Here is a 14838-nt window from a genome sequence, read left to right as displayed (position 1 = left end):
GAGCTTACCATAAATTTGACGGATAAAATAGCCTGCTTTTCCAGCTGTCATTTTTGTATACTCCAAGATTCCCTTATAATTAGTTATAGGTTGAAGCAAAAACAAGGAGCAGCGATATGACTTAAGCTGCTCCTTGTTTCATTATAGAATGGTACCGGGTTTAACTACCCTGTGTTAAATCCAATCAAGCCTTGGTATGACGGCTCATTTGATTCACAGCACTAAACAGAGCTTTTACAGATGAGGTCATAATGTCAACGTCAATGCCGCAGCCCCAATGCACATTACCGTCTGGAGCCGTAATTCCAATATAAGATACAGCTTGTGATTTAGAGCCTGTTTCCAGTGCGTGCTCTTTATAGATCACATCGGTATAATTCATTCCAAGATCCGTTTGCAAGGCATTGCTGATTGCATCGAGTCTTCCGTTTCCAGTCCCTGTAATTTCCTTAACTTCATTACCGGTCCGTATAGTGACGATGGTTTGGAAATCCTCATTGTCCGTAAAACGGTATTTGACAAACTCGACAGGCGATTGGATATTTACATATTCCTTCAAGAAAATATTGTAAATTTCATCAGGCATCAGTTCCTTTTGCTGATGATCCGATACGTTCTTAACGCAGTAGCCGAAGTTTTCGCGCATTTTCGCCGGGAGGTCGAGTCCGTACTTTTGCTGCAGAATGTATCCGATCCCGCCCTTACCGGACTGGCTGTTAATGCGGATAATATCGCCTTCATACTCCCTGCCGATATCCTTGGGATCGATCAGCAGATAAGGGACCGACCAATGCTTCGGCTCCTCTTCCTCACGCCATTTCATCCCTTTAGCAATCGCATCCTGATGCGAGCCGGAGAAAGCAGTGAATACAAGCTCTCCGCCGTATGGGTGTCTTTCGGGTACTCTCATTTTGGTCAATCGTTCATAGACGGAAATAATCGCAGGGATGTTCTCAAAATTCAGCTTCGGGTCCACCCCGTGGGAATACATGTTCAGGGCCAGTGTAACAATGTCTACGTTCCCCGTTCTTTCCCCGTTTCCGAACAAAGTGCCCTCGACGCGCTGAGCGCCGGCCAGCATCCCGAGCTCCGCATCCGCTACACCAGTTCCCCTGTCATTATGCGGATGGAGCGACAAAATGACATGTTCCCGGAAATTCAGGTGCTCGCTCATATACTCGATCTGGCTGGCATAAACGTGAGGCATCGACATGGATACCGTTGCAGGAAGATTAATAATAACCGGGTTCTTCGCTGTTGGCTGCCATACATCGAGTACGCTATTGCAAATGTCCAGCGCAAAATCAATTTCTGTACCTGTAAAGCTTTCCGGCGAGTACTGGAACTGGAAGTTCCCCTCGGTTTCCTCCGCACACTGCTTCAACAGCTTGGCGCCGGTCAAAGCGATATCGATAATTTCTTCCTTGGATTTGCGGAATACCTGCTCCCGCTGTGCCACGGATGTCGAGTTGTACAAATGGACTACGGCTTTTTTCGCGCCCTTCAGCGCTTCAAAGGTTTTGCGGATAATATGCTCTCTGGACTGGGTAAGCACCTGGATGGTTACATCGTCAGGAATCAATTCCTGTTCGATCAAGGTGCGCAAAAAGGTAAATTCCGTTTCCGACGCTGCGGGAAATCCGACTTCGATCTCCTTGAATCCGATATCTACAAGCAACTTGAAGTATTCCAGCTTCTCCTCCAAATTCATCGGAACGATCAATGCCTGATTCCCGTCGCGAAGGTCGACGCTGCACCAGGTCGGCGCCTCCGTAATATATTCCTTCCTGGTCCAATTCAAGCTGGTTACCGGCGGCATAAAATATCCTCTAGCGTACTTTTCAACATGTTTCATGGTTTATCCTTCCCTTCATCCATTTCTGCGCTGATTTGTCAAATAATCGGACGGAATGCAAAAAAAGCCTTTCGTCTCCACTAAACAGAGACGAAAGACTTTGACATCTTACGCGGTACCACTCCGAATTCATGCCATAGTCGGCATGCCCTCTACGGATACGGGTTCACAAGCACGGATAACCCTTGTATCCTCCTGATGATAACGGTCAGGCTCCGGCTCCACCTACTGAACTGGTTCAGCGAGCAACTCCAAGGCGAGTTCCGATATTCCCCACGGCTGTTTCACACCATCCAACAGCTCTCTGTTCGCTAAGAAAATCGTACTATTCCTTTTCAACGTATTTGTAATGTTAGGAATAATGTTATATCACCTATACTATTTGTGTCAAGTGTAATCTGACGTATCCCCGTTCTATTGGATAAACAGGATATTTAGACACGCGCCAGATAGGCTTTCAACCGGTCTTTTTGAAGCAGATGATGGCGGTAGTGCATCTCGACAAGCGCGAACCATTCACGAGCATTTAATGCGCCAAGTCTTGGATGCTGCGCAGTGTGACTTAGATTAGCATCTGCAAGCAGCGGCTCCAATTCCTTCATTCGACGGATCACAGCGCGCATCCCATCCACGATTTGTTCCTTACTTTCCGGCTGGGAAGGCGTATACTGCGGGGATGCCGGAGCCTTAATCTGAATAGGGGGAAATCCGCCCAGATCGAATACCGCCTTGCCGGCGTCCGTTTTCCCCTCGACCGTGTGAACCGGTTCCTTGCTTGTCAAACATGTATCAGCATTTCGAAGCTGCATGTAGAGAGCGGAGTTGATCAAATGTACGTACATTTGTCCGAGAGACCATTCCTCTTCACCTGGTTGCTGCTTCAGCTGCTCCAAGGGATAGCGCTCTAATTCCTCCAGATAGTGACCGGTTAACGTTTCCATGCTATTTACAATCTCATTTGCGCTCATATGATTAGACAGCTCCTTTTCACTAGTTAATGCCATTGTACAAGATGATTACTGACAACAGTATGTCAGTTGTATGAAGGCATATGACAGGAGCTCAGCTTCGTCTCTTCCATCCGAACACTCGCACATGAACGATCCCTTTGGTAAGCCAATGCGTGACTATATAAAGAATGATAAATACGAGTAAAAGCGGTTTAAATAACAGCCAGGCCAAGGCCCAGCACAGCCAAATTTGCCAACTCTTCATCCTGCGAAAAAGTTTGCCGGGCCAGAGGAAAATACGATAAAGCAAATAGCGGTGCTGTAGAGCCTCCAGATACTCATCTTGAAATTGCTTCGATTCAGGATTCATCCGTACCGCATTGCGCATATACGCCTCCTGCAGGTCATAATCCCCGCGTTTGGATGCCGCCCAACCCAGATATAGAAGGACATAGGCATTTTCCGTATCATATTGAATGGCCTGCCGGTCCAATTGCCTTGACATTTCATCGTTGCCGAGCAGGGCTTCTACATAGCTCAGCGTGGCCAAATAAAGCGGAGATTCCGGTTGAAGCTCCAAGGCGGACAGCAATTGCTCCTTTGCTTCCTGGTATTTGCCCTTTTTATTCAGCCGATTTGCATGCAAAAAATAATAATGCGCTTCATACGGATCAATGCGCAAGGCTTCCTGAAGCGCTTCGTGAAATTCCGCTTCTTTCTCCGTTTCATAAAAGACGCCGACACGCACGTACCAGGCCAGCTCGTGCTCCGGATCCCGTTGAATCGCCTGATTCGCCCAATGAAGCGCCTTCTTATGATCGTCCATCAGAAGGTAGATTTGGGCATTCAAAGCGTACGCGTCCGGATTATCCGCATCCTGCTGAAGCACTTTTCCTACTTCATTCAATGCTTCCTTATATCTCTTCCAGGCTATTAATTGATGAGCCGAAGCAAAGGCGGCTTGAATCGATGGTTCCAAAGCTAGTGCCTCCCCTCGTCCCTACTTGATGCCCGTTTTTTTGATGTAGTCCAGAATGACTTGATAATCCTGGTTGACATCGCTAAAGGTCGCGTAATTTTTGGCGGTTGCGAACCATTCCAGCGTTGTTGCTTTTCTAGATTTTACTGACCTTCTTAGATCCTCCTGTGTGATAGGCTGAATCTCCCCGGTCTCGAAGGTCCGTTCCATAGCGGAATCAACCGCATCCTTGACGATTTGCTCCAAATCCGCACCGGAAAACAGCTTCGTTTCAGCGGCAATTTTGGCTAAATTCAGGGATTCGGCCGGTTTTCCGGATAATTTTAGCTGAAGTATCGTCTGCCGTTCCGCTTCCTCCGGAGGAGGTACGAAGACAAGGTGATTGAATCGGCCCGGGCGGCGCAGGGCTGAATCCAGATACCATGGAGTGTTGGTTGCTCCGATCACGAATACGTTGTCGTTATTGGCTTGTAACCCGTCCAGCTCCAATAGCAGCTGATTCACCAGCATACGATCATGATGCTGCCTCATTTGATGGCGGCTGCCGCCCATGGCATCCAGCTCGTCAATAAAGATGACGCAAGGCTTGTTTTCCCGCGCCTTCTGGAATATATCATGCAGGTTATGCTCGCTCTGACCGACATACATCGAAAGAATGGCCTGAAGCTCGATATGCATGAAATTGGCATCGATTTCACCCGCCACCGCCCGGGCGAGGAACGTCTTGCCGCATCCCGGAGGGCCGTACAGCAGCAAGCTTCCTCCCGCTTCCTTCCCGTACGCGGCGAATACCTCCGGCTGCTTCAAAGGCAGAATGAAGCTCATGCGGATTTTCTTCTTTACTTCATCCAATCCGCCGACGTCTTCAAATGTTTCTTTCGGCTTCTCAGACTCTACCAAAGAGTGGCTATCGTTATTAAATTGAATGAGTTTTAATTTATTGCGGCGCCTTTCATTCACTTCATCATGGTCTGACATAGTTTCCCTCCTATTATCAATGATGATAATTTTACCATATTTCTACCTGTTGTCGACTAGGTCTATCTGCAGATTTCTCAATAGCAAAATAGGAGCATGCGCTTATGGCATCCTCCTATAATCAGCAATTCATTACGATGAAGTACTCAGCAAGAAGTACTTTTCGTCAGGGTAGCTTGCGGTCCAGCCAGGATAAGATCGGACGAAGCGTCATGGTCATGTTCGTATCGCCAGTCTCATTCACATAAGGGGCTTGCGTACGAAAATAATCCGGGTGGTTCCCGACTAGAGGGATCTCAACAATCTCGCCTGGCGAATAAGCAACCGATTTCCAAAGCTTGACGCGTCCAAACTGGCGCACCCAGCCGCCCCAGCGTCCCAATCGGGAGACCGGATCTTTCTTCCCTCCGCTTCCCATGGCGGACAGATAAAGCACACGGTCCTTCAGCTCGGAGGAAACAGGGCATTTGGGAGAGCCGATCTGAACGACAAGCGGTGAACCGTAGCCTGCCTTCGTCAGCTGACGTGCGAGCTGAACGGCACTCACGCCACCGCCGCTATGCCCGACTAACAACACGGTACAGCCAGATTGTGCCGCTTCCCATACGGCCTCCCGGACAGCTCCCGCTCCGATCGAGGACCACAATCGCTCCTGAATATCCGTCAAATCGCGAAATATCGCCGCCAATTGACGCACCAAACGCTGCGACCAATCTCCGAATGGGTAGACGGACTTCGATACGACGCGATAACCTCGATTACGCAGCTCAGAGGACAACTCCTCGCGGAAAGGGTCCATAAACCCGGGGGCTGTCGCGATGCCTGCCAATGTGAACAGCGCAATACCGGCAGCAGCTTGTTTCATATGACTGCCCCCTTATGATGATAAGAGCCCTGTTCTTAGCATTCACTAAATTCTATAGCATTAAAGTCCGAAACATACACCAGCGCACTGTCCGGGCGATGAAAAGCAGTGGAATACAGATCCTTAAAAGGCGTATCGGTCACAGCAATCCGGTTATCCCTCTGCTTCCATTGTTCAAGCACTTCTTTGGATATTTCAAACGGCAGCAGCGGCTTCACGGAACGTTTACTATGTACGACAATCATTTTGTTCCCATCCATCGCTATGACCACATTATTTTTATAAGTCATTTGTAAATGCTTCTCTTTTTCTGTTTGATATACGCTCATACGTTCCCCTCCAATTGTATTGCTATTATAAAGCATCGCGAGAGGAGTAGCAATGTATTTTCGCGAATTAGGTACTTGGACATGGGCAATTAGGTGCTGCATGACACAAAAGAGAAAACCGCTTATCGACGTCCTTCCGTAAGAAAAACCGCTGCGCATTATGCGCCCGCGGTCTCCTTTTCTTTTTTGGATAAAACCTCTTTTTTCAAAAACCAGCAGACAAAAAATGCAGCTATGACGAAGCCGAAGGAGATGGAGAACATGTGCTGAAATGCATGAGCAAAAGCTTCCTTCACTTGTGTCACCAGTGCCGGTGAGATTCCCGCCGGAATACCCCCCGTTTCGATATGCTCGGCAGTACCCGGGGGAAGCTGATCGCTAAGTCCGGCAACGCCGTTCTTAATATTTCGGGACAACATACTGCCAAAAACGCTCAATCCAATCGTCGCGCCCAATGATTGAAACAGCTGAACTGTCGATAGTGCAATTCCGCTATCTCTGGAATCTACCGATTCCTGAACAATAAGGTTATCTCCGCCGAAAAGCGCTCCTAGACCCACACCAAGAATAAAGAAGCTGACGATGATGAACCATACGGTCGTACTGACCTGAATCTGCATCAGCAGAAAGAAGCCGATAACCGGAAGCAGGAACGATACGATAAATAGCTGACGATAAGCGACCCGTGTAATCAGAAACCCGTTCACAATGCTGGACGGAATGGCCCCCGCCATGAAGGCCAGAGTTAAATAACCGGAAGCCGTCGGCGAAAGACCCATGACATTCTGGGCGAAGAACGGGAAGGACGCTATGCCGCCCATGATTCCCATCATCAGGATAAACACGAGTATTGACAGGACGACCACATTTCTATTGGTAAACAAACTCAGCGGAATCATAGGCTCTTGAACTCTTGATTCGATCAGGACAAACAATCCGAACAAGAGCAAGGACAGCGACAATAAACCGATGATGACCGGCGAAGACCAGGTGTACCCCTGATTATCAATCAATACCGGGGCAAGCAGAAGCGAGAATAGTCCGAGCACAAGCGTCGTCGCTCCGAACCAATCTACGGAACGCTTCTCCTCTCCTCTTGATTCCTTCATTCCAATCGTCAGCACCGCCGCAGCTAACAATCCGACGGGAATGTTAATCAGAAACACCCAATGCCAGCTCATGTTTCCAACCAGATAACCTCCCACGGTAGGTCCCAGAAGCTGCGGAAGAATCATCAGAGGGCCGATGAGACTTTGAATCTTGGCTCGCTGCTCCAACGGATAAGTCTCTCCGAGAATGACCAGGGCCAAAGGCATGAGCCCTCCGGCGCCGATTCCCTGGATCCCTCGTCCTATCAGGAGCCAAGTCATGGAAGCCGCCATACCGCTTACAATGGACCCAGTGATAAATAGCCCCATGCAGATCAGATAGACCCTTTTGCGTCCGTAAATATCGGCCAGCTTGCCTATTATGGGCATGAACATGGTAACGGCAAGCATATAGATTCCCGCCACCCATCCATACAATGATAACCCGTGCAGCTCACGAATAATCGTCGGCATGGCGGTCGATACGATGGTTTCATCCAATTCCGCAAAGATTAGTCCCAGCATCAAACCGACCAGTACCAAGGTTTTGTTGTTTGATTGTAAAATGGCAAATCACCTCAATTCAAGAATTGCCTTTATCTTACATTGCTATTTTAAACTGAATGTAAACGGAAATTAATTTTCATTTTATGCAGAGAACCACGAAAATTATAAAGCCTGTAATTCAAACAGGACCGCAAAGCCAATGGCCCTGCGGTCCTTTATTTCTCCATTTATTATGATTCCCGGCTGCCAATCGTTGAATGGGTCCATGCCTCGTAGCATTTGGCAATCGCGCTCATATCCTCCGCTCCCCAGCCGCTGTTGCAAGCAATTTGGAAGATTTGCTGAACAGAGGCTTGCATCGGTACCGGCACCTGAAGCGACTCGGCGAGACGACCGGCCAGCTTCAAATCCTTAAACATCAGCTGCGTCATGAATTGGGCGGAAAAGTCTCTTCCCAATATTTTCGGCCCCTTCATCTCGGCCATTCCGCTTCGTCCTCCTCCGCCAGCCAAGACCTCGAGGAACAGCTCCGGGTCGCCGCCGGATTTTTGAACCAGCATCAAGCTTTCCGCCAATGCCGTCAAATTCGCTGCAACGAGCATATTGTTGGCCAGCTTGGCATTCGCCCCTGCCCCGCTTGCTCCCATGTAGACGGCTTTTTTGCCCATGGCGTCGAACAGCGGTAAGCAAGCCTCATAGGCTTCGCGCTTGCCGCCGACGATAAATGTCAGTACGCCGTCGATAGCTTGCGGTTCACTGCCGGTAACGGGAGCATCCAGCATGTCGACGCCAGCTGCGGATAGCTTCTCAGCCAGCATTTGGCTGGTCACCGGATAAATCGTGCTGCAATCCATAACGATCCGCGGCTTGGTGCCGGAATTGGATTGGCACACGGACAGAATTCCGTCCTCGCCCAGGTAGACTTGCTCTACCGCCGAGTCGTCGGTAAGCATGGTGATAACGATATCGGCCTGCGCCGCTGCCTCCGCCGGAGAAGCTGCGATGGTCACCGCATCCAGCCCCTCAAACGACGACGCCCGCTCCCGGTTCCTATTATAAACGATCAGCGGGAATCCCGCTTTATGTAGATTCATGCTCATTGGCTTCCCCATCGTGCCAAGCCCGATAAATGCAACTTTCATAGTCATAATATGCACTGCCTCCTATTGTAACTTGTCGTCTGCCTCTTCATTATAACACGATTTAACTACCAGGTTTTACCCGCTTCTCCTTCACTCGGGACCCAAAAAAACGCCCTTGCAATCGCAAACAGCGTTTCTGAAGGAGAGGGCCGCTTTGCTTCATGCAGCCCAAACCCCTTTATATGGAGAACCGTTCATTCAAATACTCGACCTGATCTTTATAATAAAAGCCCGCAGGCACCACTTGTATGCTCAAAAGCCCCTGCTCCCATCCGCAGGTAAGAGTAAATTCCTGTGTCAATTCAAATAGGGTCGTCTGAATGACTAGGGTCTTCTCGTCGGTCCAAGCTCCTGCGCTAAAGCCTTCCAGTCCCAGGAACGGGTCCTTTCCGCTTCGCCAATCCATTAAGCCAAAATCCAGATCGAGACGCTGCCCCTTGCCATAAAAGCTCAGACAGCCGCTTTCCTCTGCAAAATGAAATTCGCATGCCTCGAAATCAAACGCGTTGCTGTCAAGCTCGATTTGTTTGCCCGATAACGCCTCCATCATTGGAGAGCTTATCTTGCCCCTTGGCATCGTCAGAGTTAACTTGTCCAATTTTGTGATTAGTGACGTATAAGTACTGCCGTTTTCCGGAAGCGCCTCATCTTGTATCGCAGGATACAGCGTTTCCCATAAGCTATCGAGTACTTGCTGCTGACCGTCACGGTATTTCATCGTATTCGCCGTCGATACGAAGACAGCCTCCTTCTCGGGAATCACTACGACAAGCTGGCCTCCGGCACCGAACGCACTATAGGAATTGTAACGGGTCCGCCAAAACTGGTAACCATACCCCAATGGCCCGTCCAGAAGCATTTTGGCGTTATTCGTATCAGCATGTTTGGCGGTGCTAAGCTCTACCCAGCCTTCAGGGAGTATCCGCTTATCCTCCCAAATTCCTTGCTGCAAATAAAGCTGGCCGAATCTGGCCAAATCTTCCGTTGTGCATTTGATGCCGCTTCCCCCTTTGTTGATTCCCAGAGGGCAGCTCTCCCATTCAATCTCCCCTATGCCGATAGGGTCAAAGAGTCTTGTTCTCAAATAATCGTGGACCGTCATTCCGGTCACTTTTTGCAGGATGGCACACAAGGTATGCGTCCCCGTCGTGTCATATGCAAAGCTGGTCCCTGGAGGATGGCTCGGCTTGGTGTTTAGAAAGGATTCCACCCAATCCTGCACCTGGGTATTGGTTGATTTGGCATGAGCGGTCTGCATGGCCAACAGATGCTTGATCCGCATCATTCTTATGTAAGGATGAACCTCACCTGCCAGCTTCTCGGGAAAATAATCGGCAACAGCATCCTCCAAAGTGAGGAGCCCTTCTCCTATGGCGATGCCAATGGAGGCCGACGTTACGCTTTTGCTTACCGAAAAAGCTTGATGAAGCTGCCTCGCGCTGTAAGGCTTATAATACCCTTCCGCCGCTACCTTCCCATATCGCAGCACAGCAAAGCTGTGAAGATGAATTTGTTTCTCCTGAATGCTATCTATAAAGTCGATAATCGCCTTGGAGCGAATGCCAACCGACTCCGGTTGAACCCTTGCCAGCTCCGTTCTGTTCTTCATACCATCTTCCCCTTTCATTGTCCCGGTTCCGGTTTTTCATTATACTACGGAAAAAGTGAAGAATCTTTAGTCCAATCCGCTGGAAAACGTGAAAAATTTCGTGTAATTGTTCATTCCTCTTCTCTATTCCGCCTGTTCACCCCCATTATGGTGAAATATCCCATTAAATTACTATACAATAGGGATGATGTATGAAAACGGTCTCATACGGCCTGTCACAGGTAATTCCTGATAAATTATAAGATAGACAGTACAGACAAAGCCAACGATAATAAGAATGGATAACGTTTACAGAAAGAGGGAATGGGATTGGAAGCATTGGAGGATCAGCGGGGTAAGGCTGAAGAGAAGAAAAACGGCAGGTATTATTTCGGTGTTTATATGTGGCTGCTATCCTATATGAAGCCTTATGCTTGGCAGATGACCTTATTCATTATTTGCGGCTTGATTATCTCCCTGTCTCAGATGGGGATATTCCGTGTACTGCAGTATATTATCGATAATATTATTATGGCCAGGGACTTGGAGAGATTCCGGTACATCGTGCTGGTTCTGGTAGGCGTGCTCATCTGCATGTTCGGCGCCATGGCGGCTAACAACCTGCTCTCCAGGCTTGTGCGCGAGAAAGCATCGAGGGATTTGCAGTATGCTTGTATGAAGCAGCTGCGTCGGCTCGGCTTTTCCTATTACGAAAAGCATGGCGTGGGAGAAACCCTGTCCTTGCTCAATACGGACGTACAATCCGTTCAAGGAATTTATCAGCGGCACTTCCCCAATCTGGTTAACAGCGGGCTTATGATGCTGGTAGCCTTCGGCTTTGTCATTCATACCAACGCAATTCTAATGCTTGTCACGATGCCGTGTTTTTTTCTGTATTATTTGATCGGACCTTTTTTGCAAAAGAAAACGGCTTATTGGGGCAAAATCGCCAGGGAGCGGCGTACCGACTGGAACCGGAAAATATACGAGAGTATTTCCGGGCTGACCGAGATGCGCGCTTACCAGCGCGAAGCTTGGGACTTGGAGCGTTACGACGAGAAGCATGAGCATTTTAATACCAGTCAAAAAAAGCAGTTTATTTTTCGAGGCGCCCGCGCCTTATCCCGGCAGCTTTCCTCGTTTGCCGGCATGCTCGTTATGTTTATTTGCGGAACTTATCTGAACCGAAACGGAATGCTGACGGTCGGTGAATTTGTCGCCTTCGTCATGTATTACCAGATGATGAATCAGAACTCGGCGCAGATCGTTCAGATCCTGGTGGATCAAAGCCTTGTTCTTCATCAAGGCGAGAAAATTAAAGATTTCATGGCGCTTCACCCCGATGTAGAAGACCCGAAGGAGCCCGTCATCCTTCCTTCCGTTCGTGGAGAGCTCAAGTTCCGGGATGTCCATTTTGGCTATGGCAGCAGGGAAATACTCAAAGGCTTCTACCTCCATGTTCAGGCCGGCGAGCGGATCGCCTTTGTCGGACCGACAGGTAACGGCAAATCCACCCTGCTCAAGCTGATAGGAAGGTTCTATGATCCCACCGGCGGCGAGATCTACCTGGATGGCGTACCGCTGCACCAGCTTTCGTTATCTCAGCTGCGGGATTCCATCGGATATGTATTTCAGGAAACTTATTTGTTCGGGTCTACAATACGCGACAATATCCGCTTCGGCTCCCCGGAAGCTACTGACGAACAGGTTGTGGAAGCCGCTCAGGCAGCCAATGCCCATGACTTCATCATGCAGCTGAAGGATGGCTACGATACGCCGGTCGGTGAAAGAGGCGTTAAGCTGTCCGGAGGCCAAAGACAGAGGATCTCCATAGCGAGGATGTTCATTAAAAATCCGAGGATTATCTTATTGGACGAAGCGACCTCAGCGCTGGACAATGTGAGTGAAATTGAAGTGCTGAAAGCGCTGGATACTTTAATGCGGGGACGCACAACTGTAGCTGTTGCCCATCGTCTATCAACCGTTCGTCATTATGACCGGATTATCGTGATCAAGGACGGAGTGGCCGCGGAATCAGGCACCTATGACGAGCTGGTCGGCAGCAAGGGCTGGCTCTACGAGCTTGAATCCCGTACGGCGGCCGGAAATCCGTAGAGAAAGGAGGCTTGCGAATGACAACTATCAAATGGATATGGGGATATATTTACCGAAGCCGCAGGATGGTGCTGATCAGCATCGCTGTCCTTGCCCTGCAGCAGTGTATACAGCTGATGTCACAGGGATCACAGAAATTTTTCATAGACGACATCTTGGTGAATAAGCACTATGACAAGCTGCAATGGGTGCTTTACTATTTAACGGCTACGAGCCTGGCGGCATACAGCTTGAATTGGATCGGGAATTACTTGACGAGGGTTAATCAATTAAATATTCATCGCATGATGGGAACCAGTCTGATGGCGATCATTCAACGCAAGCCCGTAGCTGAAATGCAGAACCAGCGGACAGCCAAATGGGTTCAATATTTTACAAGCGATATCCAGCAGGTTTCTGATTTTATCTCACGTGACTTGGCCAAAGGGATTCAGCAGGTAGCGGGAACTGTATTTCTGATCGGCGTCATAGCTTGGGCGAGCCCCCTCATCCTGCTTCTTGTCGTCTTTTTTAGCGCCCTTTATATCGCTCTTGGCCGCTATTACGGCCCCATTATGCGAAATCAGACCAAAGAAATGCAGGAACGCCGCGGCGATCTGCTGGTTAAGATCGAGGAAGGTATTTCCTCTACCCGAGAGATCATTGCTTACAACCGGCTGGAGTGGGAGGAAAAGCTGTTCCGCAATACGTTCCAGATTTTTTACGACAAGGTTATGCAAAATGGGAAATCGACCAACTCGCAGCTCCTTCTTAGCAATACCGTACAGTGGCTCGGGAGACTTGGCGTACTTGTAATTGGCGGCTATGAAGTCATCCAGGGTCATACGACCCTCGGCACTTTCGTCATCGTATACCAATATTCCAATCAATTGTTCCAAAACTTCCAGAATGTATTCAACTTCTTCATGAATATGTCCAGCCGGCTCGCTTTCGTAGACCGGGTTCGCGGACTTTTCGAGCAAGAACAGGCTTCGGAAGGAACGAAGAACTTGACGGGAGCCGTGCGCAGCATTCGATTTGAACAAGTCTCCTTTGCTTATTCAGATGAGGGACAGCAAGTATTGAACCATTTGAATATGGTTATGGAAACGGGAGGCAAGATAGCGATCGTCGGAACGAGTGGCGGGGGCAAATCCACCATAGCGCAGCTCCTTCTCCGGTTCTATGAGCCTACCCAAGGTACCATACGGATCAATGGAACCCCTCTGTCCGAGATTCGGTTGGAGCAATGGATGAGCAGAATCTCCGTCGTGTTTCAGGAGCCTTTCCTGCTCCCGGACACGATTCGCAATAATCTGCTGCTCGGCCGGGATTTAACCGATGATGAGCTGTACGAGGCTGCCCGTATTGCGCAAATTCATGACTTTATCGAATCTCTGGAGGAAGGTTACGAGACCGTCATCGGAGAGCGCGGCTACACCCTTTCCGGAGGTCAGAGACAGCGGCTTGCCATTGCGAGAGCCATCATCAGCGACCCGGACATTCTGATCCTGGACGAGGCAACATCAGCGCTGGATATGGAAACAGAACGAGTGATGCAGGAAGAACTCGATCACCTTCGCAAAGGCCGCACCACGATTATAATCGCACACAGGCTATCGACCATTCGCAACGCGGACATCATTTTCGTCATGGATCAAGGAAAGCTGGCGGAGAAAGGCACGCATGAGGAATTGATAGCGAATGGAGTGATTTATAAGCAGCTCGTCGCCTCCATGGCGGAAGCGTCCTAATGAAGCGGGAGGCGTCATATACTTTGTATATGCATGCCTCCTCCTATTATATTAGGCTCTAACGTCGACATAAGCTGAGTGAATGGGAAGGCGAGTCTCCCTCCCCATACCGGAACGCCGCTCAACGACAAAAAAGAACAGGCATAAAAGCTCCCTGCTCAAGTGTCAACAAACCAAATCCTTCTTCTCACCTGCGCTAATGAATGCCAAGAATGACATTTTTCAAGCGCTCCAGCTCCTCCCTCTTCGTCCTGGCGTTCATTCTGCCGTTAATATTTCTTTTCCTCCTGCATTCATCCTCGATCATTTGGAGCTCTTTAATCCGGGATTCAATCTCCTCTAACACATCATGTACGGTATTCATTTATGCAGCCTCCCTAAAAATGATCTTGATCATTTGGATAAATAGGTTATAATCATGATAATGATTATCATTAACTTTTGGCTAAGGAGTCGTGACGATGAGTCTTCTGCTTCCGGTAACTACTCTCATTCTCATTGGGATAGGCGCATTCTGTATCTTCGTCTCCATGGAAAATGACCGTCTCATTCGGGAGTCGACCCGAAGAAAGCGTCAGGCGCTGCTCTCAGCCACAGCATCCCTCTCCTTCAACGAGAGCGCTGAACGCTAACGGAAGATTGCATTCCAGACAGGATACAGCGTCGGCTGCTATGAGAGCCCGGTAAAGAAGGCGCCCTATACAAGGAT

General features: G+C 49.1%; 13 protein-coding genes and 1 other annotated feature. Of the genes, 3 read left to right on the top strand and 10 right to left on the bottom strand.

All coding sequences use genetic code 11. From position 1 onward, the window contains the following. Positions 1–184: 184 nt before the first annotated feature. The 9 genes from leuA to GGC63_RS07270 form a co-directional block, all read right to left on the bottom strand. Positions 185–1855: a 2-isopropylmalate synthase gene (gene leuA / locus GGC63_RS07310; RefSeq protein ID WP_192701724.1), complete on the bottom strand. Its 1671-nt coding sequence runs from the start codon at positions 1853–1855 to the stop codon at positions 185–187. 83 nt (positions 1856–1938) lie between these two features. Continuing rightward, positions 1939–2203: a binding site (T-box leader), on the bottom strand. An 86-nt stretch (positions 2204–2289) separates the two neighbouring features. After that, positions 2290–2823 carry a DinB family protein gene (locus GGC63_RS07305; RefSeq protein ID WP_192701723.1) on the bottom strand — a complete coding sequence of 178 codons (534 nt, stop codon included), beginning with the start codon at positions 2821–2823 and terminating at the stop codon, positions 2290–2292. A gap of 94 nt (positions 2824–2917) precedes the next feature. Further along, positions 2918–3784, bottom strand: coding sequence for a tetratricopeptide repeat protein (locus tag GGC63_RS07300; RefSeq protein ID WP_192701722.1), 867 nt, complete (start codon positions 3782–3784; stop codon positions 2918–2920). Positions 3785–3805: 21 nt separating this feature from the next. Next, a complete protein-coding gene (locus GGC63_RS07295; protein ID WP_192701721.1) occupies positions 3806–4762 on the bottom strand; it encodes an ATP-binding protein in 957 nt (318 codons plus the stop codon). A 166-nt stretch (positions 4763–4928) separates the two neighbouring features. Then, positions 4929–5627 (bottom strand): hypothetical protein, encoded by a 699-nt coding sequence (locus GGC63_RS07290; RefSeq protein WP_192701720.1) that lies wholly within the window; start codon positions 5625–5627, stop codon positions 4929–4931. 35 nt (positions 5628–5662) lie between these two features. Then, a complete protein-coding gene (locus GGC63_RS07285; RefSeq protein WP_079909336.1) occupies positions 5663–5956 on the bottom strand; it encodes a hypothetical protein in 294 nt (97 codons plus the stop codon). A 158-nt stretch (positions 5957–6114) separates the two neighbouring features. Then, on the bottom strand, positions 6115–7572 hold the full coding sequence (locus tag GGC63_RS07280; RefSeq protein WP_264082016.1) for an MDR family MFS transporter: 1458 nt from the start codon (positions 7570–7572) through the stop codon (positions 6115–6117). Positions 7573–7781: 209 nt separating this feature from the next. Further along, a complete protein-coding gene (locus GGC63_RS07275; protein ID WP_192701719.1) occupies positions 7782–8699 on the bottom strand; it encodes an NAD(P)-dependent oxidoreductase in 918 nt (305 codons plus the stop codon). Positions 8700–8871: 172 nt separating this feature from the next. Then, positions 8872–10302 carry a serine hydrolase domain-containing protein gene (locus GGC63_RS07270; protein WP_192701718.1) on the bottom strand — a complete coding sequence of 477 codons (1431 nt, stop codon included), beginning with the start codon at positions 10300–10302 and terminating at the stop codon, positions 8872–8874. Positions 10303–10611: 309 nt separating this feature from the next. On the opposite strand from GGC63_RS07270, the gene GGC63_RS07265 reads away from it, so the two are divergent. Both GGC63_RS07265 and GGC63_RS07260 read left to right on the top strand, forming a co-directional pair. Next, positions 10612–12396, top strand: coding sequence for an ABC transporter ATP-binding protein (locus tag GGC63_RS07265; RefSeq protein WP_192701717.1), 1785 nt, complete (start codon positions 10612–10614; stop codon positions 12394–12396). Between the two features lie 17 nt (positions 12397–12413). Next, positions 12414–14129 carry an ABC transporter ATP-binding protein gene (locus tag GGC63_RS07260; protein WP_192701716.1) on the top strand — a complete coding sequence of 572 codons (1716 nt, stop codon included), beginning with the start codon at positions 12414–12416 and terminating at the stop codon, positions 14127–14129. A 196-nt stretch (positions 14130–14325) separates the two neighbouring features. Here the strand turns inward: GGC63_RS07260 and GGC63_RS07255 are convergent, their stop codons facing one another. Next, positions 14326–14493, bottom strand: a complete 168-nt coding sequence (locus GGC63_RS07255) for a hypothetical protein (RefSeq protein WP_179135907.1) — start codon at positions 14491–14493, stop codon at positions 14326–14328. Between the two features lie 97 nt (positions 14494–14590). Between GGC63_RS07255 and GGC63_RS07250 the strand changes: the two genes are divergently transcribed. Continuing rightward, the gene (locus tag GGC63_RS07250) at positions 14591–14761 is read left to right on the top strand and encodes a hypothetical protein (RefSeq protein WP_179135906.1); all 171 of its coding nucleotides are present in this window, start codon (positions 14591–14593) and stop codon (positions 14759–14761) included. Positions 14762–14838 lie beyond the last annotated feature (77 nt).

This window comes from Paenibacillus sp. OAS669 (assembly GCF_014873645.1).
Classification (GTDB): domain Bacteria; phylum Bacillota; class Bacilli; order Paenibacillales; family NBRC-103111; genus Paenibacillus_S; species Paenibacillus_S vulneris.
The sequence above is the reverse complement of the archived record's forward strand: the minus strand, read 5'-3'. Positions and strand labels throughout refer to the sequence as shown.

What these genes read in the sequence shown, in the direction of transcription:
- leuA (WP_192701724.1), bottom strand. Translation starts at nt 1,855, where the DNA reads ATGAAACATGTTGAAAAGTACGCTAGAGGATATTTTATGCCGCCGGTA.
- GGC63_RS07305 (WP_192701723.1), bottom strand. Translation starts at nt 2,823, where the DNA reads ATGAGCGCAAATGAGATTGTAAATAGCATGGAAACGTTAACCGGTCAC.
- GGC63_RS07295 (WP_192701721.1), bottom strand. Translation starts at nt 4,762, where the DNA reads ATGTCAGACCATGATGAAGTGAATGAAAGGCGCCGCAATAAATTAAAA.
- GGC63_RS07290 (WP_192701720.1), bottom strand. Translation starts at nt 5,627, where the DNA reads ATGAAACAAGCTGCTGCCGGTATTGCGCTGTTCACATTGGCAGGCATC.
- GGC63_RS07285 (WP_079909336.1), bottom strand. Translation starts at nt 5,956, where the DNA reads ATGAGCGTATATCAAACAGAAAAAGAGAAGCATTTACAAATGACTTAT.
- GGC63_RS07275 (WP_192701719.1), bottom strand. Translation starts at nt 8,699, where the DNA reads ATGACTATGAAAGTTGCATTTATCGGGCTTGGCACGATGGGGAAGCCA.
- GGC63_RS07270 (WP_192701718.1), bottom strand. Translation starts at nt 10,302, where the DNA reads ATGAAGAACAGAACGGAGCTGGCAAGGGTTCAACCGGAGTCGGTTGGC.
- GGC63_RS07260 (WP_192701716.1), top strand. Translation starts at nt 12,414, where the DNA reads ATGACAACTATCAAATGGATATGGGGATATATTTACCGAAGCCGCAGG.
- GGC63_RS07255 (WP_179135907.1), bottom strand. Translation starts at nt 14,493, where the DNA reads ATGAATACCGTACATGATGTGTTAGAGGAGATTGAATCCCGGATTAAA.
- GGC63_RS07250 (WP_179135906.1), top strand. Translation starts at nt 14,591, where the DNA reads ATGAGTCTTCTGCTTCCGGTAACTACTCTCATTCTCATTGGGATAGGC.